Consider the following 25933-nt stretch of genomic DNA (forward strand, 5'->3'; position numbering starts at 1 on the left):
GCACCCCCACGCACGAGGCCGCCCCGTCGGCCACCCCCTCACACGCACCAGAAAGACAGTTTGCGATGACGCACACCCAGGTCCCGTTCCCCGAAGGCTTCCTGTGGGGCGCCTCCACGGCCGCCCACCAGATCGAGGGCAACAACACCAACAGCGACTGGTGGGTCAAGGAGCACACCGCGGGCACCCACATCCAGGAGCCCAGCCTGGACGCCTGCGACAGCTACCACCGCTGGCACGAGGACATGGACGTGCTGGCCGGACTGGGCTTCACCGACTACCGGTTCTCCATCGAGTGGGCCCGCATCGAGCCCGTCGAGGGACGCTTCTCCCGGGCCGAGCTCGCCCACTACCGCCGGATGGTCGAGGGCGCCATCGAGCGCGGCCTGCGCCCCATGGTCACCCTGCACCACTTCACCGTCCCCCAGTGGTTCGAGGCCCGCGGCGGCTTCACCTCCGAGGGCGCGACCGAGCTGTTCGCCCGTTACGTCGCGGCCTGCGCACCGGTCATCGCCGAAGGCGTCAGCCACGTCTGCACCATCAACGAGCCGAACATGATCGCCGTCATGGCGGGCCAGGCCAAGCGCGGCGACATCGGCTTCCCGCCCGCCGGCCTGCCGACCCCGGACGACGAGACCACCGTGGCCGTGATCGCCGCCCACCACGCGGCCGTCAAGGAGGTCAAGGCGATCAACGCCGGCATCCAGGTCGGATGGACCGTCGCCAACCAGGTCTACCAGGCACTCCCCGGCGCCGAAGAGGTCACCGCGGCCTACCGCCACCCCCGCGAGGACGTCTTCATCGAGGCCGCCCGCGGAGACGACTGGATCGGCGTGCAGTCCTACACCCGGACCATGATCGGCACCGACGGCCCGATCCCGACGGCGGACGACGTCGAGCGCACCCTCACGCAGTGGGAGTACTACCCCTCCGCCGTCGGCTACGCGCTGCGCCACACCGCCGACATCGTCGGCCCCGGCATGCCGCTGATCGTCACCGAGAACGGCATCGCCACGGACGTCGACAGCCGCCGCGTCGACTACTACACCGGTGCGCTGAACGAGGTCGCCTCCGCGCTGGAGGACGGCCTCAACATCCAGGGCTACCTGGCCTGGAGCGCGCTCGACAACTACGAGTGGGGCTCCTACGCGCCCGCCTTCGGCCTCATCGGCTGGAACCCGGAGACGTTCGAGCGGCTGCCGAAGCCGTCCGCCGTCTGGCTGGGCGAGATGGGCCGCACCCGCACACTGCCGCGCGACGCCGGCTGACCGGCACCCCCGACCGGGAGTTCCTGACGACTCCCGCCCGTGCGCGAGCCGGCGGAACCTGACCTCCGCCGGCTCCCGTACGACCGTTGCCACCGGCTCTGTTCATTCCGCGGGTCGTCTGCCCCCTGCTCGCCCGTGAGCCGTGGCAGGATGGCCGGCATGACATCGCCCTGCCGAAAGGCACATGCCGCGTAAGCGGCCCGGCGCGCTGCGCGCCGCCCCGAACCGTACGCCCGTATGGCTGTGCGAACCGGGAAGGATCAGCTCGCTCTCGCTCGCCACCAGCGCCGCCATCCGGCGTGTGGAGTACGAGTCCGACCTGTACGAAGTCCACCCGGGCGCCACCCAGGTCGCCCTCTACCGCTACCGGCGCTTCCTCGCCCGCCCGGGGCGCACCCTGTATCCGAGCCTCGCCCAGTGCTCCTGCCGCGGCTGCGCGCTCGACGACGTGACGCACGTACGGGACGTTCTGGCCGAGGTGCTCGTCCTGCTGCCGGGCCGGCCCCGGGCCGAGCTGGCCCGGCTCGTCACCCGACTGGACCGCAGGCTGCTGCGTCGCACGCTCCCCTGCCCGCACGCCGCCGCACATCCGTGGCGGAGCCGGGCCTGGTGGCGGATGCGCCTGTACGACGGGGAGGTGGATCCGCCGTGACTCGCGGTGCGGTCCCCTCGCCGGGTCGCGGGCCCCCCGGGGCAGCCATAGCCTCGCAGACGTGATGCCGCCCACGAGCCGAACCCGGCTCCTCATACCGGGCCGGGCCCTGCTCGCCGTGCTGTTGACGGTGTGCTGGCTGGCCCTCAGCCCCGCGCCCACCGCTCACGCCGAGGGGCCCATCACGCTGTCGCGCGACGGACAGATCACCGACCGGGTGGGCGCGCTCGGGGACCGCGAGGGCCAGGTGGTCACCGCGCTCGACCAGCTCTACGACCAGCGCCGCATCCAGCTCTTCGTGGCCTACGTCCGCGACTTCTCCGGCCGCTCCGCGCAGGACTGGGCCGACGAGACGGCGAACCGCAACGGGCTCGGCCGCGACGACGTGCTGCTGGCCGTGGCCACCCACGACCGGCAGTACGCGTACTCCGTCGACCAGGACTCCCGTCTCACCGACGCACAGCTCCAGGACGTGGCGAGCACCGCCATCGAGCCGGCGCTCAAGGAGAACGACTGGGCGGGCGCCGCGATCGGGGCCGCCCGCGGCTACTCCGCCGTACTGGCCGGTGCGCCCGTGCCCGCCCCGGCGATCACGCCGGGGCCGGCCGACCCGGGCGCGGGGAGCTCCGGCGGGACGAGTGCCGGGGACCTGGTGCTGCCGATCGTCCTCGTCGGCGGGGTCGCAGCGGTCGCCGCGTACGCGTTCACCCGGCGCAGGCGGCGCGCCACCACCCGTACGACACCGGGCGCGACCGGCTGGGGACCGGCCGGAGCCGGGCAGGGGGAGCCGGGGCAGCCGCCCACTCCGCTGCCGGACCTCGACGCACGGGCCAAGGAGACGCTCGTCGACACGGACGACGCGGTCCGCACCAGCGAGGAGGAACTCGGTTTCGCCACCGCCCAGTTCGGCGAGGCGGCCGCCGCCCCCTTCACCGAAGCCGTCACCTTCGCGAAGGGGGAGCTGACGGCCGCGTTCCGCCTGCGCCAGCAGCTCGACGACGCCTTCCCGGAGGACGACGCCACGCGCCGTCGGATGCTGGACGAGATCATCAGCCGTTGCGCGGACGCGAACGCCCGGCTGGACGAGGTCTCCGAGGACTTCGACCGGCTGCGGGAACTGGAGCGCGACGCCCCGCAGGCGCTGGCGGCCGCCGAGAAGGCGTTCCGTTCGCTCACCGGCCGGGTCTCCGCCGCGCAGGCCACGCTCGCCACTCTGCGGGGCCGTTACGTGGACTCGGCGTCGGCCCCCGTCGCGGCCGACATCGAGCAGGCCAAGGACCGGCTCGTGTTCGCGACGTCGTCGCTCAACCAGGCCCGGCAGGCGGTGGACGGCGGCGACCACGCCAAGGCGGCGGTGTACGTACGGGCCACCGAGGGTGCGGTCGGCCAGGCGACCACGCTCGTCGAAGCGGTCGACCGGCGCGCGCGGGAACTGGAGGAGGCCGCGGCCGGGCTGCCGGCCGCGCTCACCGAGACGGAGACCGACCTGGCGGACGCGGGCGGGCTGCTGGAGGGGACGACGGAGGGCGTGTCCACCGCCGACCTCCGCGGCCGGATCGCCCGCGCGCGGGCCGTGGTCCGTGATGTGCGGGAGGAACTGGAAGCGGGTGCGTACGACCCGATCGACGCCCTGCGCCGGGTGGAGGAGGCCGACGCGGTGCTGGACGAGGCGCTGGCCGGTGCGCGCGAGCAGGAGCAGGGAAACCGCAGGGCCCGCTCCCTGCTCGACCGGTCGATGCTCACCGCGCGGTCGGCGATCGGTGCCGCCGCCGACTACGTCACCACCCACCGGGGTGCGGTCGGCAGCCAGGCCCGGACCCGGCTGGCGGAGGCCCAGCGGCGGCTGGAGCGCGCCGGTGAGCTGGCCGGGTCGGGCGATCCGCAGGCGGCGCTGGCCGAGGCGCAGCGCGCGGACGCGCTGGCCGGTGAGGCGCGCGGCCTCGCGGAACAGGACGTGCGCGCGTACGGGGGCGGTGGCGGGATGCCGGGCAGTGGGGCGGGCGGGGGCACGGGCGGCGCGGTCCTCGGCGGCATCCTGCTCGGCGGGCTCCTGGGCGGTGGCGGCCGACGCGGCGGTTACGGAGGCGGGTTCGGGGGCGGCGGCTTCGGGGGTGGGTTCGGCGGCGGGGGCGGCTTCGGGGGCGGCGGGCCCGGCAGCTTCGGCGGCGGGGGGACGCGCGGCCGGCGCGGCGGTGGCGGCCGCTTCTGAACAGGCCCGTCCTCCCCGCCCCGTACCGAGCCCGTACCCGTACACATCCCCCGCAGAGCAGCACGACCGGAGACACAGGAGAGGTGCCATGACCAAGCAGACCATCCTCGGACGCGTCACCCAGCTGGCGAAGGCCAACATCAACGCGCTGCTCGACCAGGCCGAGGATCCGCAGAAGATGCTGGACCAGCTGATCCGCGACTACACGGCCAACATCTCGGAGGCCGAACAGGCCGTGGCCGCCACCATCGGCAATCTGCGCCTCATGGAGCAGGACCACCGGGAGGACGTGGCGGCGGCCAAGGAGTGGGGCGAGAAGGCGCTGGCCGCCAGCCGCAAGGCCGATGAGCTGCGGGCGGGCGGATCGGGGCCGGAGGCCGACAAGTTCGACAACCTGGCCAAGGTCGCGCTCGGCCGCCAGCTCCAGTCGGAGAAGGAGGCGAGGACGGCGGAGCCCACCATCGCCGCCCAGACCGAGGTGGTCGACAAGCTGAAGTCCGGCCTGGACCAGATGAAGGAGAAGCTGACCCAGCTGAAGTCCAAGCGTGACGAGCTGGTCGCCCGCGCGAAGTCCGCCCAGGCCCAGAACCAGATGATGGACTCGGTCAAGAGCATCAACGTGCTGGACCCGACCAGCGAGATCGGCCGGTTCGAGGACAAGGTGCGGCGCGAGGAGGCGAAGGCGCTGGGCAAGCAGGAACTCGCCGCCTCGTCGCTGGACGCCCAGTTCGAGCAGTTGGACTCGCTGGGCGACAGCGCCGAGGTGGAGGCCCGCCTCGCCGCGCTGAAGACCTCTTCGTGACAGGGGCCGCGGTCAGAACATGCTGAGCAGTTCCTCCACCGTGCGCTCGGCGGCCGGCCGTCCGTCGGGCAGCGGGAGTTCGAACCAGACGGTCTTGCCGCGCGGTGTCCGGCGCGATCCCCAGGCCGCGCTCAGCAGCCCGACCAGCTGGAGTCCGCGGCCGCCCTCGTCGGTGTCGCGTGCGCGCCGGCGCCGCGGCTGGACGAGGCCCGCGTCCCACACCTCGCAGACGAGGGTGCGGTCGCGCAGCAGTCGCAGCCGGATCTCGCCCTCGCCGTACCGCAGGGCGTTGGTGACCAGTTCACTGACCAGCAGTTCGGTGGTGTCCACCAGGTCGTCGAGGTCCCAGGCGATCAGCCGGCCGCGGGCCAGTTCGCGGGCGCGGCCGACGGAGCGGGGCTCGCGGGGCAGCCGCCAGTCGCCCACGGCGTCGGCCGGCAGCCCCTGGATACGGGCCATCAGCAGGGCGATGTCGTCCTCACCGTGCCGGGTGTCGAGCGAGCTGAGTACGTGGTCGCAGACGTCCTCGAGGGGCCGGGCCGGTTCGACGAGGGCTCCGCGCAGGGCTTCGAGGCCCTCGTCCAGGGGATGGTCCCGGGACTCGACGAGACCGTCGGTGTAGAGGGCGAGCAGGGCGCCCTCCTTGAGCTCCACCTCGACCTCCTCGAAGGGTTCGCCGCCGACTCCGAGCGGCATGCCGGGCGGTACGTCGAGGAGCAGCGCGGCTTCGCCCGGCTCGACGACGACGGGGGGGAGGTGCCCGGCGTTGGCGAAGGTGCAGCGCCGGGTGACCGGGTCGTAGACGGCGTAGACGCAGGTCGCCAGGTAGACCTCGGAGAGGTCCGCCTCGCGTGACTTGTGGGCGGCCCGCGAGGGCCACTGGGCGCCGCCGCCCGCATCGGCCGAGGTGCCGGCGCCGGGTGTCCCGAGGCCCCGGGCGACCTCGTCGAGTGCGGAGAGCACTTCGGCGGGCTCCAGGTCGAGGAGGGCCAGGGTGCGTACCGCGGTGCGCAGCTCGCCCATGGCCACGGCGGCGCGCAGCCCGCGGCCCATGACGTCGCCGACGACGAGGGCGGTGCGGTGGCCGGGGAGTTCGATCACGTCGAACCAGTCGCCTCCCACCTCGGTCGCCGTGTTGCCGGGCAGGTAGCGGCAGGCGATGTCGAGACCGGCGGCCTCGGGGTCGCCGGGGGGCAGGAGGCTGCGCTGGAGTATCAGCGCGCGTTCGTGCTCGCGGCGGTAGAGGCGGGCGTTGTCGATGCAGACGGCGGCGCGGGCGGCGAGTTCGGTGGCGAGGGCGCGGTCCCGTTCACCGAACGGCTCGCTGCCCTTCGTCCGGGAGAACCGCACGAGGCCGACCACGGTGTCGTGGGCGACCAGCGGCACGGCGAGCGTGGACTGGACGAAGCCGCGGTCGTCGCCGGGCACGTCCTCCACATGGCCGGTGCGCAGGGCGATGGCGCAGGGCGAGCCGAAGGAGTAGCGGTGCACGGCGCCGAGTGCGGGCGGGCGGTCGGCCGTGTGGGGGCCGTCGTCGGGCGAGGGGTCCGGGACGTCGGGCAGGGCGTCCGACACGGCGCTGGCGAAGGCGACGCGGCGCAGTTCGGCGGAGCCGCCGACCGCTTCCCGGCGCGGGGAGCCCCCGCTGCCCGGTGGCGTCTCCTCACCGGTGAGCAGGGCCTGGTAGAGGTCGACGGAGGCGAGGTCGCAGAAGCCGGGAACGGCGACGTCGAGGAGTTCGCGGGCGGTCGTCTCCAGGTCGAGGGAGTTGCCGATGCGGGCGCTCGCCTCGTTGAGGAGGGCGAGGTTGCGCCGGGCGCTGGCGGCTTCCCGGGCGGCGATGTGGCGCCGGGTCACATCGGTGGCCAGTCCGGCGATGCCGATGGGGCGGCCCGAGCCGCTGTGCACCCGGTAGAGGTTCATCGACCAGTGGCGGCGCTCGGTGTCGCCGGGGGCGGTGCCGACGAGCTGGAGGTCGGTGACGGAGTCACCGGTGGCCAGGACGCGTTCGAGCGTGGCCGTCAGCCGGTCCGCCTCCGCGCCGGCGAGGTAGTCGTGGACCGTGCGGCCGCGGTGGTCGTCCGCCCGGCCGCCGAAGACGGTGGCGAAGCGCTCGTTGGACCGCACCACGGTGAGGTCGGTGCCGAACAGTACGAAGCCGAACGGGGATTGGCCGAAAATCGCCTGCGAGGCCGCGAGATCCGTCTCGATGCGGCGCAGTGCGCGGACGTCCACGACGATGCAGACCGCGGCCCGCTCGCCCGTCGCCGTCTCGCTCGGCATCACATAGATCTCGGCGAGCCCGTGCACGGCGTCCTCGCCCGGCATCCGGAACGGGACCAGGCCCGTCCACTCCTTGCCGTCGAGCACCTCGCCGATCCGGCGGTGGCCGCCTCGGCGCAGCTCGGCGGGCATGAAGGCCTCGACCGGGTCCATGCCCACGGCCTCGGCAGCGGCAACGCCGAAGAGGCCGGCGGCCCGGCGGCTCCACTGCTCGATCAGGCCATCGGGGCCGATCGAGAAGGAGGCGACCCTGATGTAGTCGTAGATCGAGCCAGGCGGACTGCTCTGCCACACGACGTCGCCCGCTGTCCCAGGTATTTCGCTCACGCGACCGTCCCCTCCAGCTCACACACCGGACCGGTCCTGCCCGCAGTATTCAGCACTACGGCCCCTACCGACACGGCGTTCACGATCACAGCACGGTCTCAGTCCGTTTCGGCCAGATTCCGACCGCCGATTCCGACGCCGGTTCCGATCGGCCGAATCCGGCCGAGCTGCCGTGATCGTCGTTCTTCCCACCTCACTCCTAACCAGGCAGGGCCAGCTCGAACCACACCGTCTTGCCGCTCTTTCCGCGCCTGGTCCCCCAACGGCGAGCCGAACAGGCCACGAGCTGCAGTCCTCTGCCGCCCTCGTCGTCGGGTCCAGCCGTACGTTCGGTGGGCGGATCCGGCAGCGGATCGGAGACTTCCACAAGCAGACCGGGGTGGGCCGCCGGGCCTTCACCATCGGGGCGGGGGCGCACCAGCCGCACCCCGATGGGACCTGCCGTGTACTGCATGGAGTTGGTCACCAGCTCGCTGACCAGCAGGACCGCCACATCGCCGACGGCCGCGTCGAGCTCCCAGGTGCGCAGCGCCTCGTGGACGGCGTGCCGTGCCGAGCGCACGGCGCCCGGCACCGCCGGAAAGCTCCACTCCGCGCTGTCGCCTTCGGTATCGATCACGCCGTTCACTTCCCAGGGCCAGCAACGGGAACGTCCTGAATGAGGGGGATAAACATCACATACCCGGAATTCAGGATGAAATACCGCCTGCGTCGACACGTGGGGCGTACGGGTGTAGGGGTGCGCGCACGAACGGCTGTGCGCAGGGAGAGGGGGCGCACGGGCCCCGCGCCGGGCGCTCCGCTCAGCGGTGTGCGCCGCCGGGTTGCCGGCGTACGACTTCGGCCACTGCGGGCCGGTCCTGTTCCAGCCAGTCCACCGTGCCGCTCTCGCCCGGTCCGAGCCAGCGCAGCTCGTCGTGGTCCTGAAGCGGCTCGGGCACACCGGACACCAGCCGGGCCGTCCACACGTGGAGCACGTAGCCGGGCTTGAGCGGCCACTCGCCGGGGACGCGCTCCAGCGGCTCCGCCTCGATGCCCAGCTCCTCGCGCAGTTCACGCACGAGCGCCTGCTCGCCGCTCTCCCCCGGCTCCACCTTGCCGCCCGGGAGTTCCCAGCGTCCGGCCAGCTCCGGCGGGGCACTGCGGCGCGCGGCCAGCAGCCGCCCCCGGTCGTAGACGGCTCCGGCCACCACCACACGTTCGGTCATGGTGCGGAGCGTAATGCCCCGTCACGGGTGCCCGGACAGGCGCCGGGAGGGCGGACGGGCACCGAGAGGCCGGCCGGGCCCGAGAGGGGGCGCACTACGGGCGGGCGGTCTGCCCCACGCGCTCGACCCAGTAGAGCTGCTTGTGGCCGCGGTCCTGCAGCTTGTCGGCGGTCCGTTGCGCCTCGTCCTGCGTGGCGTACCTGCCCACGCGGTAGCGGTTGCCGTTGTCGTCCTGCCGTATCACCAGCCAAGGGAGCACGGCACCGCTGTCGCTCATCGTGTCCCTCCCGAGCATTGCGCCCCTCCCCTGAACGGCGTGCACGTCTGTAAGGATCCCCAGGAAACCGCAGTACGCATATGCCCGAGCCTACGCCTGACCTTTACTCAACGCATGCGTAATTGCACAAAGAGATACGGATCCGGCCAGGAGCGGACCAACGCACTGGGGGCGCATCCACAAGGATGCGCCCCCAGCCCCGCTCACCGCTCACCCGGGCCCCGACAGGGGCGCGAGGAGCGGGACATGACAAGCCGTCACACGCAGCGGGTCACCGGACCGGAAGGTGGTAGGCGATCCGGTACCGGTCGGCCGGCACCACCACGTCGGCGGTCTCGACCGGGCGGCCCGACGCGTAGTACGTCCGCTCGATCACCATCACCACATGACCCGGCACCCCGCCGAGCGCCAGGAGCTCCTCCGCCAGCCCCGGGCGCGCGCCGACCTGTTCGGCCACGTTGTCCACCACGACGTCGATCGCCGCCATCCGCTCGACCACCCCGCAGCCGCCCAACGGGCCCTCCTCCGGCAGCATCACCGGCGTGCGCCCCGTCACCGCGAGGGTCTCCCAGGAGGTGGAGAGCATCATCGGCTCACCGCCGTCCCGGAACACGTAGCGCGTACGCATCACGCGATCACCCGGCTCGATCCCGAGCCGCTCGGCGATCTCCGGGCTCGCACCCTCCTGTTCGCTCCGGGACTCCCAGGTGCCCCGGGCACCCTCCGCCGTCTGCTCCTGCCTGAACGGGCTGGCCCCGGCCTCCGAACGGAAGCCGGAACGGGCGATCCGGCGCGGGACCGGGCGCTCGCGCACATAGGTGCCGGAGCCGGAGCGGCCCTCGACCAGCCCCTCGGCCATCAGCACCTTGCGCGCCTCCAGCGCGACGGTGTCGGAGACCCCGTACTCCTCGCGGATACGGGCCTGCGACGGCAGGCGCGTGTGCGGCGGCAGCGAACCGTTGACGATCTTCTCTCTGAGATCGCCCGCAACGCGCAAATAGGCCGGCTGCTCACCGAAAGTCACAGGCCACTCCCCAAGAGGTTGACAGACCGCAACAGCGTCGCAACCGTCGGTTCCAGACCGCAAGCACGGGCCAGAGTTTCACTCGAAGTGATGATTCGCCGTCGGCCTGCGCATATCCCGTCCCGGCCGCCACAACACCCTCCGCCGTTCCGGTGTGCCGCACCCCTTGACCTCGTTTGGTCCAGACCAATAGCTTCCTCTCCACACAGCACGGCACGCACCTCCCCGCACACACCTCCGCACATGCCTCAGCACACGTACAGGAACGGGCCTCATGCGTCGAAGAACCCTGTCCGGACTGGCCATTGCCGCCTGCGCCTTCTCGCTGGCCGCCACCCTCGCCCCCGCCGCCGACGCCACCACCGGCCACGGCGACGAGCACCGCGGGAAGGGCGGCCACCACGGCTCCGCGCCCGACTACAAGCGCGTCGGCTACTTCACCCAATGGGGCGTCTACGGACGAGACTTCCAGGTCAAGGACCTGGAGACGAGCGGCACAGCGGCCAAGCTCACCCACATCAACTACTCGTTCGGCAACGTCAGCGCCGACGGCAAGTGCTTCACGGGCAACGTTCCCGGCGAGGCCGACGCCTGGGCCGACTACGTCCGCCCGCTGGACGCCGCGGGCTCGGTGGACGGCGTCGCCGACACCGACGACCAGGCCCTCGCGGGCAACTTCAACCAGTTGCGCGAGCTCAAGGCCGAGCACCCGGGCCTCAAGGTGATGATCTCGCTCGGCGGCTGGAGCTGGTCCACGCACTTCTCGGACGCGGCCCGCACCGCCGCCTCCCGCAAGGCCCTCGTCTCCTCGTGCATCGACCTGTACATCAAGGGCAACCTTCCGGTGGACGGGACGCGCGGCGGCGAGGGCGCGGCGGCGGGTCTGTTCGACGGCGTGGACATCGACTGGGAATGGCCGGGATCCGCCGGTGACTCCGACACCGTGTACCGCCCGGAGGACAAGCGGAACTTCACCGCCCTGGTGCACGAGTTCCGCGTCCAGCTCGACGCGTACGCCAAGTCCGGCGCCGCTTCCCGCAAGGGCGGCCACCACGGGTCGAAGCCCAAGCACTACGACCTCTCGGCGTTCGTGCCCACGTCCCCCGAGAAGATCGACGCCGGCTTCGACGTCCCGCGCATCATGCGGGACTTCGACTTCGTGAACCTCCAGGGCTACGACTTCCACGTCTCCGGCGAGAAGACCACCGCACAGCAGTCCGCGCTGTACGCGAAGGGCGACTTCAGCGTCGACCAGACCGTGCGCGCCTGGCGGGAGCGCGGCGCCCCGGCCCGCAAGCTCGTGATGGGGATGCCGTTCTACGGCCAGGGCTGGACCGGTGTGACCGGCGGCGGCGACGGTCTCGGCCAACCCGCGGCGGCCCCCGCCCCCGCCACCTGGGCAGCCGGCTACGAGGACTACAAGGCCCTGAAGAAGCTGGCCGAATCCGGTACGTACAAGGTCCACCGCAACGTCCGCGACGGCAGCGCCTGGCTGTTCGACGGCACCACGCTGTGGACGTACGACGACCCGCAGGTGCTGCGCACCAAGACCGCGTACATCCGCGACCACCGGCTCGGCGGCGCGATGTTCTGGTCGCTGGACGGCGACACGGAGGACGGCGAGCTGATGACCGCCGTCGACCGCGGACTCGACCGGCGCTAGAGGCGCTGAGGACTGTCCCGGGGCGGCCGCGACACCGCGGCCGCCCCGCTGGCATGCTGGCCGCCATGGCCACTACTTACCGCTGCCCGCAGGACGGCACCCGTGCCGACGTCACCTCGCTCGCCTGGTGCTGCCCGGTCTGTCGAGGCCCGTGGGACCTGGACTTCGAGAGCCCGGGCCCGCTGTCCGCCGGTGAACTGCCCGGCCGGGTCAACTCCCTGTGGCGCTACGAGGAAGTCCTGCCGCTCTCCTCCCCCGCGACCACGCTCGGTGAGGGCCGCACGCCGCTCGTGCCGCTCACCGGCACGGTCTCGGCCAAACTCGACTTCCTGATGCCGACGCTCTCCTTCAAGGACCGCGGCGCCGTGATGCTCGCCGAGCTGGCCCGCCGCCTCGCTCCCGAGCGCGTCGTCGCGGACAGCAGCGGCAACGCCGGCACGGCCGTCGCCGCGTACTGCGCCCGTGCCGCGCTGCCCTGCACGGTGTACGTCCCCGAGGGCACGTCGCCCAAGAAGACCGAGCAGATCCGGGCCCACGGCGCACGGCTGGAAATCGTCCCCGGGGACCGCGAGGCGACCGCGCGGGCGGCCCGCGCCGCCGCCGACGCCCCCGGCACCTTCTACGCCTCGCACGTCTTCAACCCGTACTTCCTGCACGGCACGAAGACGTACGTGTACGAGCTCTGGGAGGACCTCGGCGGCCGGCTCCCCGACGCCATCGCCGTACCGGTCGGCAACGGCACCCTGCTCCTCGGCGCCGCCCTGGCCACCGCGGAACTCCTCGCGCAGGGCCTGATCGACACCCGCCCCGCGCTGATCGCCGTCCAGGCCGAGGCCGTCTCCCCGCTGGCCGCGGCCTTCCACGCGGGGGCGGACGGCCTCCTCGACCCCCCGGCCGGTGACACCCCCTCCCCCACCCTCGCCGAGGGCATCGCCATCCCGCGCCCGCCCCGCGCCCGGGCGATCCTGGCGGCGGTGCGGGAGTCGGGCGGCACCTTCCTGACCGTGACCGAGGATCAGATCCGCACGGCTCAAAGGGATCTGGCCGCCCGCGGCTTCTACGTGGAGACGACGGGCGTGGCCTGCTGGGCGGCGGTGGGCGGCTGGACGGACCGCAGCGTCGTCGTACCGCTGTGCGGCGCGGGCCTCAAGACGGGGCTCGCCGCCTGAGGGGACGCGAGCGGACGCGTGCCGGATCTCGCCGCCTGACGGGACGCGCCGGTCGCGTGCCGGAGCTCGCCGTCCGAGGGGACGCGAGCGGTCGCCTGCCGGCGCGTCAACCGTTCACCCGCGCGCCGTGCCCGGCCGCACGGCGCCCGCCTCCCTACGTTCGTACGGTGAGCCTTTCGCGTACGTCTCTCCTCACGTCCCTCGTCGCGTGCGCCCTGATCGCGCCGCTGCCGCCCGTCGCGTCCGCCGCGGCCGATCCGCCCCCCGCCCCGGCGACCGTGGCCTGCGGCCGGGACACGGACCCCGCCTGGGCCCTGACGTCCACCACGTACGGCGAGGCCGCCGGCTACGACCCGTACGTCGGCAACGGGTACCTCGGGCACCGCGTACCGGCGGCGGGTGCCGGGTACGCCGAGCGCGAGGAGAAGACCGGCTGGCCGCTGTACACCCCCCGCTACGACGGGGCCTTCGTCTCCGGGCTGTACGGCCGCGAGGAGGACCTGGCGGCGGGCCGCGAGGTGGTCGCCGCCCTGCCGAGCTGGACGAACCTCGATGTGCGTGTCGGCGGGGAGACGTACGGCTCCGCGACCCCGGCCGGCCGGATCTCCCGGTACCGCCAGACGGTGTTCCTGCGCTGCGGGCTGGTGGTGACGTCGCTGCGCTGGACCACGGCCGACGGGCGCGCGACCGACCTGACGTACGAGGTGCTGGCCGACCGGTCCGACGTACACACCGGTGCCGTACGGCTGCGGATGACCCCGCACTGGACCGGCACCGCGACGGTCACCGGGCGGCTCGACCCGCGCGGCGCACGCCGGATCGCGCTGGAGGACGACGGCACGTTCCGCACCCGGGGCACGGGGACGGCGGGCGCGATCGTGCAGACGGTGCGCCCGGCGGGTGTGAACGGGCACGCGTCCCGGGTGAGCGCCGGGCGCACGTACACGTATCTGAAGTACGTCGGGGTCGACACCGCGCTCACCTCGCGCGCCCCGCGCACCACCGCGCGCGAGGCGTCCCGGCGCGCGGCACGGCGCGGCTGGCCCGCCGTCCTCGCCGAGAACGCCGCCGTCTGGCGCCGCGACTGGTCCGCCGACGTGTCCGTGCCGGGCAGCCCCGACCTGCAGAAGTGGCTGCGCTCGGCCCAGTACGGGCTCCTCGCCTCCACCCGCACCGGCTCCCGCGACAGCATCGCCCCGGCCGGGCTGACCAGTGACAACTACGCGGGCATGGTGTTCTGGGACGCGGAGACCTGGATGTACCCGGGGCTGCTGGCCACCCGGCCCGAACTGGCCCGCTCGGTGGTCGAATACCGCTACCGCACCCGCGACGAGGCCCGTACGAACGCCGAGAAGCTCGGATTCGATGGCCTGTTCTACCCGTGGACGAGCGCGAGCAGGGGCAACCTCTGGTCCGAGTGCCAGAGCTGGAACCCGCCGCACTGCGTGACCCAGAACCACCTCCAGGGCGATGTCTCGCTGGCCGTCTGGCAGTACTACCTGGCCACCGGCGACCGCGACTGGCTGGCGGGCCACGGCTGGCAGCTGCTCCGGGGCATCGCGGACTTCTGGGCCTCGCGCGCCACCGCGAACGACGACGGCAGCTACTCGGTCAAGGAGGTGGCGGGCCCGGACGAGTACAGCAACGGCGTCACTGACGGCGTCTTCACCAACGCCGTCGCGGCCACCGCCCTGCGCAACGCCACCCGCGCGGCGCAGCTCCTCGGGCATCCGGCCCCCGCCGAGTGGACCGAGGTCGCGGACGGCCTGCGCATCCCGTACGACGCGGAGCGCAAGCTCTACCTCCAGTACGCGGGATACGACGGCTCGACGATCAAGCAGGCCGACACCGTCCTGCTGATCTACCCCCTGGAATGGCCGATGGAGCCGGGCGCGGCCGCCTCGACACTCGACTACTACGCGGCGCACACCGATCCGGACGGCCCTGCGATGACGGACTCGGTCCACGCGATCGACGCGGCCGCGATCGGGGAGCCGGGCTGCGCCACGTACACGTACCTCCAGCGTGCCGTGCGCCCCTTCATGCGAGGCCCGTACGCCCTGTTCAGCGAGGCGCGCGGCGCGAAGGCCGGCGCGCAGGACCCGCTCTCCGGCTTCCCGGCCGAGGACTTCCTCACCGGCAAGGGCGGGTTCCTCCAGGTGTTCACGCACGGACTGACGGGCCTGCGGCTGCGGGAGGACGGGGTGCGGCTGGACCCGATGCTCCCGCCGCAACTGCGCGACGGCGTGAACCTGACGGGCCTGCACTACCGCGGGCGTACGTACGACCTCGCGATCGGCCCCCGGACGACGCGGGTCCGCCTCACCTCGGGCGCCCCCTTCACCCTCCACACCCCGTCCGGCCCCCGTTCCCTGTCCAGCACCCTCACCCTCCCCACGCGCCGCCCGGACCTGACCCCGACCACCGACGCGGCCCGCTGCCGCCCGGCGACGGCGACGTCCGAGACGCCCGGCCTGTACGCGGCCGCGGCGGTCGACGGCAGTACGGCGACGGCCTGGTCCCCCGACGGGCAGGCGGGCACGCTCACGGTGGACCTGGGGCGGGCGGCCCCGGTGACGGGTATCGCGCCCGAGTGGACGGACGTGGCCCCCGCCTCGTACCGCCTGGAGACCTCGCGCGACGGCCGCGACTGGCAGCCGTACCGGGCGGGGTCGGTGGCCCGGGAGGTGCGGGTGACCGTCCACTCGAGGGACGCGGCCGAGCCGACGGGCGTACGGGAGCTGAGGGTCACGCAGCCGTAGGGCGCGGGGGCGTCGCGGTCAGGCCGCCCCGGGACGGGCGGGGCGGACCTCGGCCGGTCGCCGGCGCGCCGCCGGCCCGCCGAGCAGGATGCCCCCCAGCACGAGGACGAGCCCGCAGATCTGTCGCGTGGTGAGGGACTCCCCGGCGATCACGGTGCCGAGGAGCACGCCGGTCACCGGGTTGAGCAGCCCGATCAGGCCGACGGTCGCGGCGGGCAGATGGCGCAGGCCCGCGAACCAGGCGGCGAAGGCGAGGGCGGTCGCCACGACGGTGACGTAACCGAATCCGAGGACGGCCGCCCCGTCGAGCGCGGGCGGCGCGCCCTCCACGGCTGCGGCGAGGGGCAGCAGGAGCAGGCCACCGGCGATCAGCTGCCAGGAGGTCGAAGCGAGGACGTCGGTCCCGGCGCCCCAGCGCTTGGTGAGGATGTAGCCGAGCGACGACATCAGCAGGGCGGTGACCGAGGCCAGCACCCCGTGCATGTCGGCCGAGACGGTCCCGGTCAGCAGCATGAGGCAGACCCCGCCGATACCGGCGGCGGCGCCCAGCAGGGGCAGCAGGCCCGGCCGTTCGGCGACGAGTGCCCAGGCGATCAGCATCATGGCCACCGGCGAGGCCGCCATGATCGTCGAGGCGGTGCTGGTCGGGAGCAGCTGTGCCGCGACGTACACGAGGGCGAAGAACCCGCCCATGTTCAGGACGCCGAGGACGGCGGCCTTCCACCACCAGGAGCCGCGGGGCCGTTCGCGCCGGACGGCCAGGAGCAGCAGTCCGGCGGGCAGGGCCCTGAGGGCGGCGCCGTACAGCGGGGTTTCGGCGGGCAGGTAGGCGTGGGTGACGTAGTAGTTCGTCCCCCAGGCCACCGGGGCGATCGCCGTGATGAGCACCCACCGCAAGGTAGCTTCCATGGAAGCTACCTTACCGCGATATACCTTCCCCGGAAGCTACAATGGCGTCATGCCGGATTCCACCGCTCCCCAGCCCATGGACCACGTGGCCCGCATTCAGGCCGAGTGGGCCCGCGAGCGCCCGGATCTCGATGTGCGCCCCCAGGGTGTGATCGGTCGCCTGCACCGGCTGGCCGGACTGCTCACGGAGGAACTCTGCGTGGTGTACCGCCGGTTCGGCCTGAGTGAGGGCGAGTTCGACGTGCTGGCCACGCTGCGCCGGACCGGGGAGCCGTTCGAGCGGGCCCCCGGCGAACTGGCGGCGCACACCATGGTCACCACCGGCGCGATGACCAAGCGCATCGACCGACTGGAGCGCGCCGGCCTGGTCACCCGCCGCCGGGCGGCCGACGACGGCCGTGCCCGCGTGGTCGCCCTCACTCACGCCGGCCGCGAGCTGATCGACCGGGCCTTCGCCGAGCACATGCGCAACGAACGCCGCCTCCTCGGCACCCTGACCGGGGACGAGGCGGCAGCACTGGAGCCTCTGCTGACGACATGGCTGGAGCGGCTGGAGCCGCCGCAGGAGCGCTGAACGCGTCCCGCCCCCTGATCCAGCCTGATCCGAACGAGAGACCCTGGACCGGGCCGTCGTGCGGACTCTTCGCGAAACGGACCCGCAGAGCGGGTCCACCCCGTACGAGGAGCGGGATTACCGGCCCTCGCCGCCCTTCGCCGACAACGGCGCCCAGGTGTACCGGAGGCGTACACCCTGGTCGTGGAGCCAAGCGGCCTCACGGTGCCGGAGGTCGCGCGCGCACTCCGGGGCGATGGCGCTGGGCCAGCGGACGAGTACCGCCGTGACGTCGCCCGTCTGTGCCAGCTGTCTCACACGCCGCCACCCTCTGCGCCGGGCCGGGTCGGGCTCGCCGTACGTGTCGGTGACGACCTCGGCGATCGTCAGTCCGCGCTCCCGGGCGAACGCGCGGCCTTCCGTCTGCGCGCGCTGCGTGGCCTCCCCGGGCACGCCCCGGGCCCGGTCGGCGCATACGTACAGCACGACGGGAGAAACGGTCTCATCGCGGCCAGTCATGGGTGCCTTGTCGGGCGCCTTCCGGGACGCCTTCTCGGTCACCTTCCGCCGGTCGGGCCGAGGAGGAGAAGCAGAGGTCCCTCCGGGTGAGGAGGCCGCCGCGGCGGGGCCGTACCGTGCGGTCGCGGCTGCCGGGCGGAGCACCTGGTCCGGCACGCATCCGACCGGCCCCGGGCACGGCCCGCCCGAGCCGGCCCTGCCGGTCCCGACGCCGTATCCGGCTTCGCCCACTTCCTGCGACGTCACGGGTGGGCCGCCAACTCTGCCCAGACGACCTTTCCTTCGGCCCGCGTCGAGCGGGCGGAGCCCCAGCTGTCCGCGAGCTGCGAGACGAGGAGCAGCCCTCGCCCGCTCTCCTCGTCGGGGCCCGGGTGATGCTCGGGCGGGCGGACCGGGGCGGTGTCCTCGTCGTGGAGTTCGATGCGCAGGCGCCGCTCGTCGGCGGTCAGCGTGAGGCCGCACAGGACATGAGCGCTGCCGGTGTGGAGTACCGCGTTCGTGGTCAGCTCGGACACCAGCAGCACCGCGTCGCAGCACGTGTCGCCGGGCAGCTTCCAAGCCCGCAGCCGGTCGCGCACGGTGTCGCGCGCGGACCTCGCGCTGGTGCGCAGGGCGGGCAGGCCGAACCAGTACTCCCGGCGCGGCACGGTTCCGGCTAAGGCGGGTGTCGGAGCCGGGGCTGAGGGCGTGGACAGAGTCACGGATGTCGCCTTCCAGCGCCCACCGAGGGGGCGGGCGCGGTGGGGGGATGCGGGCTGCAACTCGAGCAGTGAGAGGCGCGCTCCGGGGCAGACGCCCGTCGGCGGGGTGCCGACGAGACCGTCGGCATCGCGCGTCCCGTCGGGGCCGGATTCTGCGTCACTGCTGTGACTTGACCGCTCACCCCACCACTATGCGCGTGATCGGATGCACGCTGCAACCGACTCCCTGATAATTTCAGCAGCGCGGCTATCACCCTGGCGTCAATATCAAATGGGCTGTAAGAATGGGTTTGTTGACGGTTTCTCAGGAGGTTGGGCGTGAGTGAGGCCCGTACCGGCACCAGCGCGCCGACAGTCCTGCGCATGATCCTCGGCCGTCGGCTGCAGGAGATGCGGCTCGGCGCCGGTGCCTCGCTGGAGGACGCGGCAAAGGCCCTGCGTGTCACGCCCTTGACGATCCGTCGGCTGGAGAAGGCCGAGGTCGCGCTGAAGCCTCTCTATGTGGAGAAGCTCCTGGAGACCTTCGGCGCGGACCGCCAGGAGGTCGACGAGTTCGTCGACCTGGCCGAGCAGGCCAACAAGCCCGGATGGTGGCACTCCTATCGCGATGCCGTCCCCAGCTGGTTCACGGCCTACGTCAGCCTGGAGGCCGGTGCCAAGACCCTCCGCACGTATGAGCCCCAGTACGTCACCGGGCTCCTGCAGACCCACGACTACGCCCACGCCGTACTGCGCGGTGGGATACCGCACGGCAGCGAGGAGGAGCTCGCACGCCGTGTGGAGCTGCGACTGCGCCGCCAGAGCCTGCTGGAGCGCGAGGACGCCCCCACGTTGTGGGTGGTCATGGAGGAAGCCGTACTGCACCGGGTGGTGGGCGGTCCTCAGGTGATGCGGGAGCAGCTCGAGCGCCTCCTGGAGGTCTGCGAGCTCGCGCACGTCAGCCTCGACATCGTGCCCTTCACCGCGGGCGCGCACATAGGGGCGTGCGCCCCGTTCACGTACTTCCGGTTCGAGGAACCCGAACTGCCCGACGTCGTCTACAGCGAACTCCTGTCCGCCTCGGTCTACCTGGACCAGCGCGCAGACGTCGTCTCCCATCTCGAGGCACATACCCGCATGGCGCTGCTGACGTCGTCCGAGGACAGCAAGGCGCTCCTGAACCGCATGCGCAAGGAGTACTCATGACGATGACCGACGAGGGCGTCTACAACGGCATGCCGGCGCGCAATCTCGGGGAACAGGGCTGGGAGCGCCCCTGGAGCGGACCCAACGGCGGCCAGTGCGTCGAGACGAAGCAACTCGCCGACGGCCGCGTGGCCGTACGGCAGTCCACCGACCCGGCCGGGCCGGCGCTGATCTACACGCCGGAGGAGATCGCCGCCTTCGTCCGCGGGGTCAAGGAGGGCCTGGCCGATCACCTGGGCGCCGGGTGACCCGACGTGAGCGGAAGGGACGACGGCACCGGTCGCGTCCCTGGCCTGCGGGCCGACAGACACACGCATGAAGGGAAGAACATGACCACCAGGCAGGCCGGCCAAGGTCTCGACACGAGCAAGGCGCACTCGGCCCGGATGTACGACTACTTCCTCGGCGGCAAGGACCATTTCGAGATAGACAAGGAGGCGGCCCTCGTCGCCGCCCAGGCCCACCCCGGCATCTACGTGACCGCGCGCGAGAACCGGGCGTTCATGCACCGGGCCACCCGCGTCCTCGCCCAGGAGCACGGCATCCGCCAGTGGCTGGACATCGGCACGGGCGTCCCGACCGAGCCCAACCTCCATCAGGTCGCCCAGTCCGTCACCAGCGACGCCCGTGTCGTGTACGCGGACAACGACCCGCTCGTCCTCAAGTACGCCGAACGCCTCATGCGCAGCACGACCCAGGGGCGCACGGCCTACGTCGAGGCCGACGCCAAGGACGCCGACGCGCTGATGAGCGCCGTGGAGGACGCGGGGGTCCTGGACTTCGACCAGCCCATCGCCCTCTCCCTCAACGCGCTCATGCACTTCATCACCGATGCGCACGACCCGTACGCCATCGTCGACCGCCTGCTCGACCCGCTCCCGGCGGGCAGCGCGCTGGCCATGACCCACTGCACACCCGACTTCGACCCCGTCACCTGGAACGCGGTCGCGGAGGTCTACACGAAGTCCGGGTCTCCGGTGCAGTTCCGTTCACACAGCGCCGTCCGCCGCTTCTTCGACGGACTCGACCTGGTCGACCCCGGCATCTGCTGCTGCCACCGCTGGCGCGCCACCGAACCCGCCGACGGCGAGCCGGAGATCACGGACGCCCAGATCAGCCTGCTGGCGGGCGTGGGCATAAAGCGCTAGCCGCAGCCGCGACGGTCGTTCCTGAGCCAGGCTGTGCAGTCCTCCCAGCCCTGGTCCTCGAAGACGAGCCTCACGCGCCACCCGCCGCAGGGTCCGCGTCCGGATCGGTCAGCTCACGTCCCGACACATTGATGTCGGACAGGCGTCCTGGGTGGGCGAGCCGGAGGATGCTGTGATCGCGGCTCAGGGATTCTGCCGCGCATCCGTCGACGAGGTGAGTCCCCGATGAGCGTACGGCGCAGGCGCGTGCAGACGGCCCGCGAGGCTGGAGAAGCTCGCTCTGGGTCAGCACCAAGTCGGCGCGGGGAACGCGAGAGGGGCCGGACTCACTCAAGCCCGACCCCTCTGACCAGCATTCCGACGACATAGCCGGCTTGCGGTAACCGAATCCGCTACACGTTGAAGCGGAATGCCTGGGAGCTGATCCTGACCTGCGGCGGAGCCGAATGCAGCACCCTGACCAGGCATTTCCTCGTTGGTATGCGTTGAGTCCCGACGGACACTTACGGATGCCCTGCGGACCGCTTGCGGACTGCTCCCGTCCGCGCCTGTCCCTCCTCGACGATCTGGTGGGCCATCGCCGCGCGAAAGGCCGACCGCGTCCGGCGTCGGCTCGGCGACCACGTCGCGGCACGCGCACGCTCCGAAGGGGGCGGGTCTCGTCAGCCGCCTCCTGCGGCAACCGCCTCCCGCTCACTGCGTCCATTGTGTACACATGGCACACCTGGTACCCTTCAAGCATGAGTCAGCCGCTACCCATGGAGTCCATCCGCGACGTACGCGCTCACTTGGCCGAAGTCGTCGAACGGGCCGATCGCGACGACGTGCCCACCGTCATCACCCGTCGCGGCAAGCAGGTCGCCGCCGTGGTCTCGATCGACGTGCTACGCAAGTACCAGGAGTGGGAGGAGCGCGAGATCAACCGCATCATCGACGAGCGCATGGCGAGTCCGGCCGTTGGCGTCCCGATCGAAGACGTGATGAGGGAGACGCTGGCGCGCAGTGAGTGACTACCGCACGGTGTTCCGGCCCGAGGCCCAAGCCGAGCTGCGCAAGATCCCGAGGGACATGGCGCTTCGCATCCTGGCCAAACTGACAGAGCTGGAGAGTGACCCCTTCGGCTTCAACACCACCGCACTCGTGTCTCAGCCTGAGCGCCGCCGCCTCCGGGTCGGCGACTACCGCGTCGTCTACACGATCGACAACGGGGAGCTGGTGGTGTGGGTCGTACACATCGGACACCGCTCCACGGTCTACGACACGTAGCTGCTCCAGTTTCCGCGGACAGCTGCGGACTGCACAACGGCCTGACCTGCGTTCTCGCAGGTCAGGCCATTTGTCCACGTTCAATCAGACGTTGAAGCGGAACTCCACCACGTCCCCGTCCTGCATGACGTAGTCCTTGCCCTCCATGCGCGCCTTGCCCTTGGCGCGGGCCTCGGCGACCGAGCCCGTTTCGACGAGGTCGTCGAAGGAGATGATCTCCGCCTTGATGAAGCCCTTCTGGAAGTCGGTGTGGATCACACCGGCCGCCTCGGGGGCCGTGGCGCCCTTCTTGATCGTCCAGGCGCGGGTTTCCTTCGGGCCTGCCGTGAGGTAGGTCTGCAGGCCGAGGGTGTCGAAGCCGACGCGGCCGAGGGTGGCGAGGCCGGGCTCCTCCTGGCCCATCGACTGGAGCAGTTCCAGGGCCTCGTCGTCGTCGAGCTCGATCAGCTCGGACTCGATCTTGGCGTTCAGGAAGATGGCCTCGGCGGGGGCCACCAGGGCGCGCTGCTCGTTCTTGAAGTCCTCGTCGACCAGCTCGTCCTCGTCCACGTTGAAGACGTAGAGGAAGGGCTTGGTGGTCAGGAGGTGCAGCTCGTGGAGCAGGCGGCCCTTCTCGGTGCCGGCCGTGATGCCCGCGTGGAAGAGGGTGTCGCCGGCTTCCAGGATCTTCTGGGCCTCCTCGACCGCGGCGAGGACGGCCACCTTCTCCTTCTGGAGGCGGGCCTCCTTCGTCAGGCGGGGGACGGCCTTCTCGACGGACTGGAGGTCGGCGAGGATCAGCTCGGTGTTGATCGTCTCGATGTCGTCCTTGGGCGAGACCTTGCCGTCGACGTGGACGACGTTCTCGTCCTTGAAGGCGCGGATGACCTGGCAGATCGCGTCCGACTCGCGGATGTTCGCGAGGAACTTGTTGCCCAGGCCCTCGCCCTCGCTCGCGCCGCGCACGATGCCCGCGATGTCGACGAAGTCGACCGTCGCCGGGAGCAGCTTCTGGGAGTTGAAGATCTTCGCGAGCGTGTTCAGCCGCGCGTCGGGGACGCCGACGACGCCGACGTTCGGCTCGATCGTGGCGAACGGGTAGTTGGCCGCCAGCACGTCGTTCTTGGTCAGGGCGTTGAAAAGGGTCGACTTGCCGACATTCGGCAGACCGACGATTCCGATCGTGAGCGACACGGTGGCGACTTCCCTAGGGGGTGGACGGGCTCGAATGGACGTCGGGCCCGGGTGGGCCGATTCTCCAGTTTACGGGCGGGGGCGGGCGGCCCGTCACGGGTCGGGCCGGGGACGGGCCGCCCGCCCGTCCGGGGGCCGGTTCAGGGCGAGGGGGGTGGCCCACATCGGGTTCCCGTTGGGCCGTGTGGCATCGAACTCATCGCCCAGGTCACCCAAAGCGCGTGTCCCACACCCGCTTCCACCCGCCCGGCGACCTACGTTGTCCCGGTGGAGCAGCACAGGACACGTCCCCCGCAGCGCAGGCAGACCCGGCCCGCATCGCTGTCCCCTCTCGGGACCAAGGAAGCCAAGGAACCCAAGGGGGCCAAAGGAGCCGGTGGCGTCGGCGCGGCCGTCCATCGGGTGATGAGCACGCCGGCCGGCCGGGGCCGCCCCGTGGCGCCCGCCGTGCTCGTCCTGCGGCGGCTGCCCAATCCCCGGCTGACCGGTATCGGTGCCGGGCTCTTCGCCGCCGCCGTCATGTTCGTCATCGGCTGTGCGGACTGGCTGCTGTTCGACGGCTCGTCCGCCGTGTTCGGCGTGCTGTTCCTGCCGGTCAGCGCACTGGCCGCACTGTGGGTGCGCCCCGCCGACCTGGTGACCGCGCCCATCAGCGTCCCCATCGCCTTCGCCGTCGGCATCATCCCGATCTCCGGTGGCACGGGCGGCTTCGGCGGGCAGGCCATGGCCGTCGTCACCGCCCTCGCCGTCCACGCGGGCTGGCTGTACGGCGGCACGCTCGTCGCCGGGGTCATCGCGACCGTGCGCAAGGTCCGTCTGATGCGCGCCCGGCAGCGGCGGATGCTGCTGGCCGCCCAGACCTCGCGGCCGGCCGGGCAGCCCTCACCGGCGGCGCGGCCCGCCGGACGGACCCCGCGGCGCCCGTCCCGGCGTTAGGGCAGGTTTCGAGGGCAGCGCCGTTCCCCGGCCGGACAGGCAGGGTCTCAGCGGCTCGCCGCCGCCATCGCCGCGCCCACGATGCCCGCGTTGTTCTGCAGCTCCGCGGGCACCATCTCGGCCCGTACGTGCTCGATGAGCGGCAGGAACTTGTCGGCCTTGCGGCTGACTCCGCCGCCGATGATGAACAGCTCGGGCGAGAACAGCATCTCCACATGGGCCAGGTACTTCTGCACCCGGTGCGCCCAGTGGTGCCAGCTCAGGTCCCCGTCCTCCTTGGCCTTGGTGGAGGCGTGCTTCTCCGCTTCGTGGCCGTTCAGCTCCAGATGGCCGAGCTCGGTGTTGGGCACGAGGCTGCCGTCGATGAAGAGGGCGCTGCCGATCCCCGTACCGAGGGTCAGCATGATGACCGTGCCCTTGCGGCCCCGGCCCGCGCCGAAGGTCATCTCGGCGATGCCGGCCGCGTCCGCGTCGTTCAGGACGGTGACCGGGAGGCCGAGCCTGTCGCCCAGCAGGGTGCGGGCGTCCAGGTCGATCCAGCCCTTGTCGACATTGGCGGCGGTTCGGGTGAGGCCGTCGGTGACGACGCCCGGGAAGGTGAGGCCCACCGGCCCCTTCCAGTCGAAGTGGCCGACCACCTCCGCCACGCACTCGGCCACGTCCGCGGGCGTGGCCGGGTGCGGGGTGAGCACTTTGTGGCGTTCCTGCGCCAGGTCTCCGCGGTCCAGATCCACGGGAGCACCCTTGATCCCGGATCCGCCGATGTCCACGCCGAAGATCTCCATGTGATCCACGGTACGGCTACCGGGCCCCGCTCACTTCCCGGAACGGGAAACCGGACGGGGGCGGGGTGAGGACGGGGTGAGGGCCCTGGCGAGGGGCGGTGCTATTCGGCCGACAGTGCCGCCGCTTCCGCGCGCAGGTCGCGGCGGAGCTCCTTGGGCAGCGAGAACACGATCGACTCCTCGGCCGCCTTCACGATCTCCACGTCCTCGAAGCCCCGCTCGGAGAGCCAGGCGAGGACGCCGTCGACCAGCACCTCGGGGACGGAAGCGCCGGAGGTGACCCCGACCGTGGAGACGCCCTCCAGCCAGGCCTCGTCGATCTCGTCGGCGGCGTCGACGAGATACGAGGCACCCGCACCCGCACCGAGCGCCACCTCGACCAGGCGGACCGAGTTCGAGGAGTTCTTCGAGCCGACGACGATCACCAGGTCGGCGTCCGCCCCCATCTGCTTCACCGCGATCTGGCGGTTCTGCGTGGCGTAGCAGATGTCGTCGCTGGGGGGCGAGATCAGGAGCGGGAACTTCTCCTTGAGCGCGCCGACGGTCTCCATCGTCTCGTCGACCGAGAGAGTGGTCTGGGAGAGCCAGACGACCCTGGACGGGTCGCGGACCTCGACGTTGGCGACGTCCTCGGGGCCGTCGACCAGAGTGATGTGGTCGGGGGCCTCGCCGGAGGTGCCGATGACCTCCTCGTGGCCCTCGTGTCCGATCAGGAGGATGTCGAAGTCGTCCTGCGCGAAGCGGACGGCCTCCTTGTGGACCTTGGTGACCAGGGGGCAGGTCGCGTCGATCGTGGCGAGCTTCCGCTCGGCCGCCTCCTCGTGCACGGTCGGTGCGACACCGTGCGCGGAGAACATGACGATCGACCCCTCGGGGACCTCCGCGGTCTCCTCGACGAAGATCGCGCCCTTCTTCTCCAAGGTCTGTACGACGTACTTGTTGTGGACGATCTCGTGCCGTACGTAGACCGGGGAGCCGTACTGCTCCAGGGCCTTCTCCACGGCGATCACGGCACGGTCCACGCCGGCGCAGTAGCCACGGGGAGCGGCGAGCAGGACGCGGCGGGGTGTCGTAGCAGTCATGCGTCCCATCGTAACGGGAGGCCGTAAGGCCG

General features: G+C 71.8%; 25 protein-coding genes. 14 read left to right on the plus strand and 11 right to left on the minus strand.

From position 1 onward, the window contains the following. Nucleotides 1–65 precede the first annotated feature (65 nt). The 4 genes from ACFYPA_RS33445 to ACFYPA_RS33460 all read left to right on the plus strand — a co-directional run bounded on the left by ACFYPA_RS33445 (nucleotide 66) and on the right by ACFYPA_RS33460 (nucleotide 4931). Nucleotides 66–1268, plus strand: a complete 1203-nt coding sequence (locus ACFYPA_RS33445) for a family 1 glycosylhydrolase (protein ID WP_359085271.1) — start codon at nucleotides 66–68, stop codon at nucleotides 1266–1268. 184 nt (nucleotides 1269–1452) lie between these two features. Beyond that, the gene (locus tag ACFYPA_RS33450) at nucleotides 1453–1920 is read left to right on the plus strand and encodes a hypothetical protein (protein ID WP_389136147.1); all 468 of its coding nucleotides are present in this window, start codon (nucleotides 1453–1455) and stop codon (nucleotides 1918–1920) included. Between the two features lie 64 nt (nucleotides 1921–1984). After that, the gene (locus ACFYPA_RS33455; RefSeq protein ID WP_389136203.1) at nucleotides 1985–4129 is read left to right on the plus strand and encodes a TPM domain-containing protein; all 2145 of its coding nucleotides are present in this window, start codon (nucleotides 1985–1987) and stop codon (nucleotides 4127–4129) included. Between the two features lie 88 nt (nucleotides 4130–4217). Then, a complete protein-coding gene (locus ACFYPA_RS33460) occupies nucleotides 4218–4931 on the plus strand; it encodes a PspA/IM30 family protein (protein WP_359085269.1) in 714 nt (237 codons plus the stop codon). Between the two features lie 12 nt (nucleotides 4932–4943). Here the strand turns inward: ACFYPA_RS33460 and ACFYPA_RS33465 are convergent, their stop codons facing one another. The 5 genes from ACFYPA_RS33465 to ACFYPA_RS33485 all read right to left on the minus strand — a co-directional run bounded on the left by ACFYPA_RS33465 (nucleotide 4944) and on the right by ACFYPA_RS33485 (nucleotide 10050). After that, on the minus strand, nucleotides 4944–7508 hold the full coding sequence (locus ACFYPA_RS33465; protein ID WP_359085316.1) for a SpoIIE family protein phosphatase: 2565 nt from the start codon (nucleotides 7506–7508) through the stop codon (nucleotides 4944–4946). Between the two features lie 232 nt (nucleotides 7509–7740). After that, the gene (locus ACFYPA_RS33470) at nucleotides 7741–8169 is read right to left on the minus strand and encodes an ATP-binding protein (protein WP_359085268.1); all 429 of its coding nucleotides are present in this window, start codon (nucleotides 8167–8169) and stop codon (nucleotides 7741–7743) included. 175 nt (nucleotides 8170–8344) lie between these two features. After that, the gene (locus ACFYPA_RS33475; protein WP_359085267.1) at nucleotides 8345–8749 is read right to left on the minus strand and encodes a (deoxy)nucleoside triphosphate pyrophosphohydrolase; all 405 of its coding nucleotides are present in this window, start codon (nucleotides 8747–8749) and stop codon (nucleotides 8345–8347) included. Between the two features lie 94 nt (nucleotides 8750–8843). Further along, nucleotides 8844–9044: an SPOR domain-containing protein gene (locus ACFYPA_RS33480; RefSeq protein WP_359085266.1), complete on the minus strand. Its 201-nt coding sequence runs from the start codon at nucleotides 9042–9044 to the stop codon at nucleotides 8844–8846. A gap of 253 nt (nucleotides 9045–9297) precedes the next feature. Beyond that, nucleotides 9298–10050, minus strand: coding sequence for a GntR family transcriptional regulator (locus ACFYPA_RS33485; RefSeq protein ID WP_359085265.1), 753 nt, complete (start codon nucleotides 10048–10050; stop codon nucleotides 9298–9300). A gap of 274 nt (nucleotides 10051–10324) precedes the next feature. Here ACFYPA_RS33485 and ACFYPA_RS33490 point away from each other — a divergent pair, with 274 nt between their 5' ends. From ACFYPA_RS33490 to ACFYPA_RS33500, 3 genes are all read left to right on the plus strand, one after another. Further along, on the plus strand, nucleotides 10325–11713 hold the full coding sequence (locus ACFYPA_RS33490) for a glycoside hydrolase family 18 protein (protein WP_359085264.1): 1389 nt from the start codon (nucleotides 10325–10327) through the stop codon (nucleotides 11711–11713). Between the two features lie 53 nt (nucleotides 11714–11766). Further along, the gene (locus tag ACFYPA_RS33495; protein ID WP_359085263.1) at nucleotides 11767–12882 is read left to right on the plus strand and encodes a pyridoxal-phosphate dependent enzyme; all 1116 of its coding nucleotides are present in this window, start codon (nucleotides 11767–11769) and stop codon (nucleotides 12880–12882) included. A gap of 167 nt (nucleotides 12883–13049) precedes the next feature. Beyond that, a complete protein-coding gene (locus ACFYPA_RS33500; protein ID WP_389136153.1) occupies nucleotides 13050–15644 on the plus strand; it encodes a discoidin domain-containing protein in 2595 nt (864 codons plus the stop codon). Between the two features lie 18 nt (nucleotides 15645–15662). On the opposite strand, the gene ACFYPA_RS33505 is transcribed toward ACFYPA_RS33500, so the two are convergent. Then, complete coding sequence (locus ACFYPA_RS33505) at nucleotides 15663–16553, minus strand: DMT family transporter (protein ID WP_389136156.1); 891 nt, start codon at nucleotides 16551–16553, stop codon at nucleotides 15663–15665. Between the two features lie 49 nt (nucleotides 16554–16602). Between ACFYPA_RS33505 and ACFYPA_RS33510 the strand changes: the two genes are divergently transcribed. Further along, complete coding sequence (locus tag ACFYPA_RS33510) at nucleotides 16603–17127, plus strand: MarR family transcriptional regulator (RefSeq protein ID WP_359353520.1); 525 nt, start codon at nucleotides 16603–16605, stop codon at nucleotides 17125–17127. 117 nt (nucleotides 17128–17244) lie between these two features. Here the strand turns inward: ACFYPA_RS33510 and ACFYPA_RS33515 are convergent, their stop codons facing one another. Beyond that, a complete protein-coding gene (locus ACFYPA_RS33515; protein WP_359085259.1) occupies nucleotides 17245–17625 on the minus strand; it encodes a hypothetical protein in 381 nt (126 codons plus the stop codon). 242 nt (nucleotides 17626–17867) lie between these two features. Further along, on the minus strand, nucleotides 17868–18272 hold the full coding sequence (locus ACFYPA_RS33520; protein ID WP_359319891.1) for an ATP-binding protein: 405 nt from the start codon (nucleotides 18270–18272) through the stop codon (nucleotides 17868–17870). 372 nt (nucleotides 18273–18644) lie between these two features. Here ACFYPA_RS33520 and ACFYPA_RS33525 point away from each other — a divergent pair, with 372 nt between their 5' ends. From ACFYPA_RS33525 to ACFYPA_RS33545, 5 genes are all read left to right on the plus strand, one after another. Beyond that, nucleotides 18645–19511, plus strand: a complete 867-nt coding sequence (locus ACFYPA_RS33525) for a helix-turn-helix transcriptional regulator (protein WP_359319889.1) — start codon at nucleotides 18645–18647, stop codon at nucleotides 19509–19511. Beyond that, entirely contained in the window at nucleotides 19508–19759 is a 252-nt protein-coding gene (locus ACFYPA_RS33530; protein ID WP_359085256.1) for a DUF397 domain-containing protein, read from the plus strand. The genes ACFYPA_RS33525 and ACFYPA_RS33530 overlap by 4 nt, the downstream gene beginning before the upstream one ends. A gap of 81 nt (nucleotides 19760–19840) precedes the next feature. Next, nucleotides 19841–20659, plus strand: coding sequence for an SAM-dependent methyltransferase (locus ACFYPA_RS33535; RefSeq protein WP_389136161.1), 819 nt, complete (start codon nucleotides 19841–19843; stop codon nucleotides 20657–20659). Nucleotides 20660–21399: 740 nt separating this feature from the next. Further along, nucleotides 21400–21669, plus strand: a complete 270-nt coding sequence (locus tag ACFYPA_RS33540) for a type II toxin-antitoxin system Phd/YefM family antitoxin (protein ID WP_358968330.1) — start codon at nucleotides 21400–21402, stop codon at nucleotides 21667–21669. Next, complete coding sequence (locus ACFYPA_RS33545; RefSeq protein WP_161291025.1) at nucleotides 21662–21925, plus strand: type II toxin-antitoxin system RelE/ParE family toxin; 264 nt, start codon at nucleotides 21662–21664, stop codon at nucleotides 21923–21925. Before ACFYPA_RS33540 ends, ACFYPA_RS33545 begins: the two co-directional genes overlap by 8 nt. Before the next feature lie 84 nt (nucleotides 21926–22009). Here ACFYPA_RS33545 and ychF read toward each other — a convergent pair whose 3' ends face one another. Then, on the minus strand, nucleotides 22010–23098 hold the full coding sequence (gene ychF / locus ACFYPA_RS33550) for a redox-regulated ATPase YchF (RefSeq protein WP_359085254.1): 1089 nt from the start codon (nucleotides 23096–23098) through the stop codon (nucleotides 22010–22012). 405 nt (nucleotides 23099–23503) lie between these two features. Here ychF and ACFYPA_RS33555 point away from each other — a divergent pair, with 405 nt between their 5' ends. After that, a complete protein-coding gene (locus ACFYPA_RS33555; RefSeq protein ID WP_359085253.1) occupies nucleotides 23504–24034 on the plus strand; it encodes a DUF6542 domain-containing protein in 531 nt (176 codons plus the stop codon). 47 nt (nucleotides 24035–24081) lie between these two features. Here ACFYPA_RS33555 and ppgK read toward each other — a convergent pair whose 3' ends face one another. Beyond that, complete coding sequence (gene ppgK / locus ACFYPA_RS33560; RefSeq protein WP_359085252.1) at nucleotides 24082–24819, minus strand: polyphosphate--glucose phosphotransferase; 738 nt, start codon at nucleotides 24817–24819, stop codon at nucleotides 24082–24084. 101 nt (nucleotides 24820–24920) lie between these two features. Further along, the gene (locus ACFYPA_RS33565; protein WP_359085251.1) at nucleotides 24921–25910 is read right to left on the minus strand and encodes a 4-hydroxy-3-methylbut-2-enyl diphosphate reductase; all 990 of its coding nucleotides are present in this window, start codon (nucleotides 25908–25910) and stop codon (nucleotides 24921–24923) included. Between the last annotated feature and the right edge of the window lie 23 nt (nucleotides 25911–25933).

It is taken from the genome of Streptomyces sp. NPDC005775 (assembly GCF_042871565.1).
In the GTDB taxonomy this organism is placed as follows: domain Bacteria; phylum Actinomycetota; class Actinomycetes; order Streptomycetales; family Streptomycetaceae; genus Streptomyces.

Coding starts and splice junctions, on each gene's coding strand:
- ACFYPA_RS33445 (WP_359085271.1), top strand. CDS start 66: ATGACGCACACCCAGGTCCCGTTCCCCGAAGGCTTCCTGTGGGGCGCC.
- ACFYPA_RS33450 (WP_389136147.1), top strand. CDS start 1,453: ATGCCGCGTAAGCGGCCCGGCGCGCTGCGCGCCGCCCCGAACCGTACG.
- ACFYPA_RS33455 (WP_389136203.1), top strand. CDS start 1,985: ATGCCGCCCACGAGCCGAACCCGGCTCCTCATACCGGGCCGGGCCCTG.
- ACFYPA_RS33460 (WP_359085269.1), top strand. CDS start 4,218: ATGACCAAGCAGACCATCCTCGGACGCGTCACCCAGCTGGCGAAGGCC.
- ACFYPA_RS33475 (WP_359085267.1), bottom strand. CDS start 8,749: ATGACCGAACGTGTGGTGGTGGCCGGAGCCGTCTACGACCGGGGGCGG.
- ACFYPA_RS33480 (WP_359085266.1), bottom strand. CDS start 9,044: ATGCTCGGGAGGGACACGATGAGCGACAGCGGTGCCGTGCTCCCTTGG.
- ACFYPA_RS33490 (WP_359085264.1), top strand. CDS start 10,325: ATGCGTCGAAGAACCCTGTCCGGACTGGCCATTGCCGCCTGCGCCTTC.
- ACFYPA_RS33495 (WP_359085263.1), top strand. CDS start 11,767: ATGCTGGCCGCCATGGCCACTACTTACCGCTGCCCGCAGGACGGCACC.
- ACFYPA_RS33505 (WP_389136156.1), bottom strand. CDS start 16,553: ATGGAAGCTACCTTGCGGTGGGTGCTCATCACGGCGATCGCCCCGGTG.
- ACFYPA_RS33510 (WP_359353520.1), top strand. CDS start 16,603: ATGCCGGATTCCACCGCTCCCCAGCCCATGGACCACGTGGCCCGCATT.
- ACFYPA_RS33515 (WP_359085259.1), bottom strand. CDS start 17,625: ATGACTGGCCGCGATGAGACCGTTTCTCCCGTCGTGCTGTACGTATGC.
- ACFYPA_RS33530 (WP_359085256.1), top strand. CDS start 19,508: ATGACGATGACCGACGAGGGCGTCTACAACGGCATGCCGGCGCGCAAT.
- ACFYPA_RS33535 (WP_389136161.1), top strand. CDS start 19,841: ATGACCACCAGGCAGGCCGGCCAAGGTCTCGACACGAGCAAGGCGCAC.
- ACFYPA_RS33540 (WP_358968330.1), top strand. CDS start 21,400: ATGAGTCAGCCGCTACCCATGGAGTCCATCCGCGACGTACGCGCTCAC.
- ACFYPA_RS33555 (WP_359085253.1), top strand. CDS start 23,504: ATGAGCACGCCGGCCGGCCGGGGCCGCCCCGTGGCGCCCGCCGTGCTC.
- ppgK (WP_359085252.1), bottom strand. CDS start 24,819: ATGGAGATCTTCGGCGTGGACATCGGCGGATCCGGGATCAAGGGTGCT.
- ACFYPA_RS33565 (WP_359085251.1), bottom strand. CDS start 25,910: ATGGGACGCATGACTGCTACGACACCCCGCCGCGTCCTGCTCGCCGCT.